Here is a 4,592-nt window from a genome sequence, read left to right as displayed (position 1 = left end):
GGGCGATGCCGGCCGCGGCGCGGATCGGCGCCGGCGGGACGCGCGTGGTGCGCGCCGGCTGGACCGACGCGTTTCTCGCCGAGCTGCGGGCCTTTCCCGATGGCGAGAAGGACGACCAGGTCGACGCGCTGGCGCGCGCCGAGGCGACGCTCGGCCAGGCGCCGGTGGCGGCGCGGATGGTGAATTTTTCTCTGATGGGGCGCTGAATTCATGTTCGAGACGATCTGCCAGACGATCCCGGCCGATCCGCACCTCGCGCCACGGGCGCGGCGGCTGGAGATCTATCGCCGGGTGCTGGACGGGACGATCTATGACGCGCTGCCCTATGCGTTCCAGGAGGAGCGCAACGGGGCGGGCGAATATGTGCCGCTGCGGGCGCGGCGGCCTTCGGTGCGCTACGGGCTGTGCCGGATCGTGGTGGAGGATTCGGTTTCGCTGCTGTTCAGCGCGGGGCATTTCCCCGCCGTCGAATGCGCGGAGCCGGAGATCGAGACGCTGCTGGCCGACCTCCTCGGCGAATGCCGGCTCAACGAGGTGATGATCGACGCGGCGCTGCGCGGATCGGTCGGCTCGGTGGCGATCCTGCTCCGGGTGCTGAAGGGGCGGTTCTTCTGTTCGGTGATGGAGACGCAATACCTGACGCCGCGCTGGCGGGAGGATGCGCCGGACACGCTGGAGCAGGTGACCGAGCTCTACAAGGTGCGGGGCGCGGAACTGATCGGCCAGGGCTATCAGGGGATCGATCCCGGCCAGACCTACTGGTTCCAGCGGCGCTGGGATGCGCAGGCGGAGACCTGGTTCGAGCCGGTGCCGGTGGGCGAAGGGCTGCCGGCCGCGCCGGATCGGGCGCGGAGCGTGCGGCATGACCTCGGCTTCGTGCCGATCGTGTGGATCCGCAACCTGCCGGGCGGCGAGGGCGCCGATGGCGCCTGTACCTTTCGCGCGGCGATCGAGACATCGATCGAGATCGATTACCAGCTGTCGCAGGTGGGGCGCGGGCTGAAATATGCCTCCGATCCGACGCTGCTGATCAAGGAGCCGGCGACGACCGACCGCGAGATGGTCAAGGGCGCGGGGAATGCGCTGATCGTCTCGGAAAAGGGCGATGCCAAGCTGCTGGAGATTGGCGGCACCGCCTCGGCCGCGGTGATCGACTACGTGCGGACGCTGCGCGAGTTCGCGCTGGAGAGCGTGCATGGCAACCGCGCCAGCGCCGACCGGCTGGCGGCGCCGCAATCGGGCCGGGCGCTGGAGCTGATGAACCAGGGGTTGATCTGGCTCGCCGACAATCTGCGGATTGCCTATGGCGAGGGCGGGTTGCTGCCGCTGCTGCGGATGGCGCTGCGGGCGGCGGCGCGGTTCGACGTGAAGGTGATGGGCCGGACGGTGCCGCGGGTCGATCCCGACCTGCGGCTGAGCCTGCGCTGGCCGCGCTGGTATGCCGCCTCGGCCGATGACCGGCTGAAGGAGGCGCAGGCGATCGCGACGCTGGTCAATGCGGGCCAGCTCTCGCGCGAGACGGCGGTGAAGAGTCTCGCCGCCAGTCATGTGATCGGGGATGCGGCGGCGGAACTCGCGCGCATCGCCGACGAGGGGGACCAACTGGAACGGAACGGGGCATGAGCGACGAATTCGCGGAGCACGAGGGGCTGCCGGACGAGCCGCAGGCGGCGCCTGAGGACTGGCAGGCCAGGGCGATGGCGGCCGAGCAAGCGATGGAGGCGCTGCGGCGCGAACACGCCGAGCGGCTGCGGCGGGCCGAACTCAGGATCGAGGCGGTCAGGGCCGGCATGATCGATCTTGACGGGCTGAGACTGATCGACCCGGCGGCGATGACGCCGGCCGAGGACGGCACGGCGCCGGACGCGGCGGCGCTGATGGCGCAGCTGAAGCGGGACAAGCCCTGGCTGTTCGGCGCGCCGTCATCGTCATCCACGGCGTCGGTGCCGCGGGCGGAGCCGCCGCGCGCCCGCCATGCGACCGAGCTGAGCGAGGCCGAGTGGCGCGCGGCGCGTGCCGAACTGCTTCGGCGCGCCGGGGGCTGAGCCGGCCGCCGGCCGCTTTCAACAAATTAACGCGTTGTCAGACAACCGTGCCCCGCGCGACGGGGTGCGGCGAATTGCGTCATCCAGAAGGAACACGACATGGGTATTTCGAATTTTCCCGCCTCGCTGCAGCCGATCATCCAGCAGGGCTTCCTCGAGCGCGAATTCGAGCAGGCGCTGCGCTCGCGGCTCGGCTACCGGATGGTGGCGGATCGCGAGAGCTTCGCCGTCGGCATCGGCGAGACGCTGACCAAGACCCGCGCCGGGCTGAAGCCCTCGGTCACCACGCCGCTGGCCGCCGCGACCAACACCAATCTCGATAACGGGCTGACGCCGCAGGGCTGGGGTGTCGAGCAGTATACCGTGACGCTGAATTTCTACGCGGCGACGCAGGACCTGAACATGGTGACCAGCCGCGTCGGCATCGCCTCGCAGTTCCTGCAGAATGCCGCGACCAATGGCGAGCAGGCGGCGCGCAGCCTTGACGAGCTGGCGCGCAACGCGTTGTTCGCCCCCTATTTCGGCGGCAACACACGCGTGAGCGCCACGCTGGCGAGCGCGGCGCCGAGCATCGAGGTCGATGATATTCGCGGTTTCACCACCGTTTTCGTCAACGGCGTGCAGACGGCGGTTTCGGCCAGCTATCCGCTGACGGTAACGGTGGGTTCGAATACGTATCTGCTCATTGGCGTGACGCCGGATGTCAACAACGCATCGTCGGCGCCGGGCGGGATTTCGGGAACCCTGACCTTTTCCAACGACGTCAGCGTGTCTGACGGCACCGCCGGCAATGCGGTGCGCGCCGCGACGGCGAGTGCCATCGTCCGGCCGCAGGGGGCCGGGACGACCAGCGCGCTGCAGGCGACCGACACGCTGACCATGTCCGCCCTGCTCGATGCGGTGGCGACGCTGCGGCAGAACGCGGTGCCGGAAATCGACGGTGTCTACAACTGCTATCTCGATCCGGTCTCGGCCCGGCAGCTCTTCGCCGATCCGGATTTCCGGCAGCTGTTCCAGGGCGCGACGTCGAGCAACGCGGTGTTCCGCCAGGGCATGGTCAACGACTTCCTCGGCCTGCGCTTCATCACCACCACCGAGGCCTATGTGCAGTCGCATCCCACACTGGCGGGGCTGTACATCCGCCGGCCGATCGTCTGCGGCAAGGGCGCGCTGATCGAGGCGGATTTCGCCGGCATCGGCGCGGACGACGTCGCGCCGAAGGATGCGCTGGTGCACATCATCGACGGTGTCGCCATGGTCACGCGCGAGCCGATCGACCGGCTGCAGCAGATCATCGCCCAGTCCTGGTACTGGATCGGCGGGTTCTGCGCGCCGTCCGACACCACGACGACGCCGAACACCATCCCGACCGCGACCAATTCCAACTTCAAGCGCGCGGTGATGATCGAGCATATCGGCTGAGGAGGGGGCGAACATGTCAATCGGGTCCTCGCTTCCCTTCAGGCCATCGGGCACCGCGTCCGTCGCCGCCTCGACCAGCGCGGCGTCGACCGCGCTTTCCGGCGGCGGGTCGAGCCTGCTCGTCTACAACGCCGCGGCGTCCGTCGCGTTCGTGCGGCTGGGCACCGCGGGGATGAGCCCGGCGAGTGCGGCGGATACGCCGGTGCCGCCGGGCGGGCGCATGCTGATCGATTCCGGGCGGCTGGTGAGCGAGGCGAGCGCCGTGCTCGCCTCGGGCGCCGGCACGGTCTATTTCACCCGCGGCGACGGCTCGGTCTACTGACATGTCGGGCAGTGTTTCGAGCGCGCCCGGCACGCTGAGCGAGGCGCAGAAGGTCGATGTGCGGCGGTTCTGCGGCTATCCGGCCTATGGCGCCGGGGCGGCGGGATTCCAGTCCTGGCGGTTCTTCCAGGCCTACGGCACGCTCGAATACCGGATGAACAACCTGGCGGCGGAAGAGGTGGCGGTGGTGGCGAACTACCTCGCCACCCTCGCCGCGCTGGAGGTCGCGATTCCGGAGGCGAGCGGCAATCTCGATACCGAGGCGGCCGCGGGCTGGCAGCACAACGCCAACGAGGTGCGCGACCGTGCCGCCCTGTTCGACCAGTGGCGGCGGCGGCTGTGCGGGTTTCTCGGCCTGCCGCCGGGGCCGGCGCTCGGCCCCTCGGATGGCATCACCCTGATCGTTTGAGGTCTTCATGGATGGAACGCGGCTGGCGGACCGGATCGCCTTCGGCGGCGGCATGGCCGCGCGCAAGGCGGGCGTGATCTGCGACGCCTACCGGCCGCGCGACGGGGCGTGCCCGATCGTCGCGGCCAACCGGCTGGTGCGGCTGGGCGTGCTGGTGTTGCCGGTCTCGGGCTCGGTGCGCGGGCCGGCGCCGCTCGGCCTGCCCTATCGGCAACTCGTGCTGGACCAGGCCTATGTGCGCGGCGGGGATTATGTCGCCGGGCCGGCGGGGACGTTTCTCGTGGTGAGCAACGAGCCGCCGGCGCCGGTGCTGGGGGCGCGCTGCAACGAGACGCTGTCGATCTGGCGGCCGGCGGCGCAGGCGGTGCCGGGGATCAATCCCTATGGGGCGATT

The 4,592-nt window shown here is 69.8% G+C and carries 5 protein-coding genes and 2 pseudogenes; all 7 read left to right on the top strand.

Going from position 1 to position 4,592, the window contains the following annotated elements; all coding sequences use genetic code 11:
• Positions 1–206 (top strand): annotated as a pseudogene (locus tag APM_RS09415) (hypothetical protein); the annotation flags it as partial.
• Positions 207–210: 4 nt separating this feature from the next.
• Positions 211–1,623: a phage portal protein gene (locus tag APM_RS09410; RefSeq protein WP_007423133.1), complete on the top strand. Its 1,413-nt coding sequence runs from the start codon at positions 211–213 to the stop codon at positions 1,621–1,623.
• Complete coding sequence (locus APM_RS09405) at positions 1,620–2,045, top strand: hypothetical protein (RefSeq protein WP_007423132.1); 426 nt, start codon at positions 1,620–1,622, stop codon at positions 2,043–2,045. Before APM_RS09410 ends, APM_RS09405 begins: the two co-directional genes overlap by 4 nt.
• A gap of 99 nt (positions 2,046–2,144) precedes the next feature.
• Positions 2,145–3,467 (top strand): DUF4043 family protein, encoded by a 1,323-nt coding sequence (locus APM_RS09400; RefSeq protein WP_007423131.1) that lies wholly within the window; start codon positions 2,145–2,147, stop codon positions 3,465–3,467.
• A gap of 13 nt (positions 3,468–3,480) precedes the next feature.
• A complete protein-coding gene (locus tag APM_RS09395; protein WP_007423130.1) occupies positions 3,481–3,789 on the top strand; it encodes a hypothetical protein in 309 nt (102 codons plus the stop codon).
• A gap of 1 nt (position 3,790) precedes the next feature.
• Positions 3,791–4,198: a hypothetical protein gene (locus APM_RS09390; RefSeq protein WP_007423129.1), complete on the top strand. Its 408-nt coding sequence runs from the start codon at positions 3,791–3,793 to the stop codon at positions 4,196–4,198.
• 7 nt (positions 4,199–4,205) lie between these two features.
• A pseudogene (locus tag APM_RS09385) lies at positions 4,206–4,592 on the top strand (hypothetical protein); the annotation flags it as partial.

The sequence above is a fragment of the Acidiphilium sp. PM genome (assembly GCF_000219295.1).
Taxonomy (GTDB): Bacteria; Pseudomonadota; Alphaproteobacteria; order Acetobacterales; family Acetobacteraceae; genus Acidiphilium; species Acidiphilium multivorum.
The sequence above is the reverse complement of the archived record's forward strand: the minus strand, read 5'-3'. Positions and strand labels throughout refer to the sequence as shown.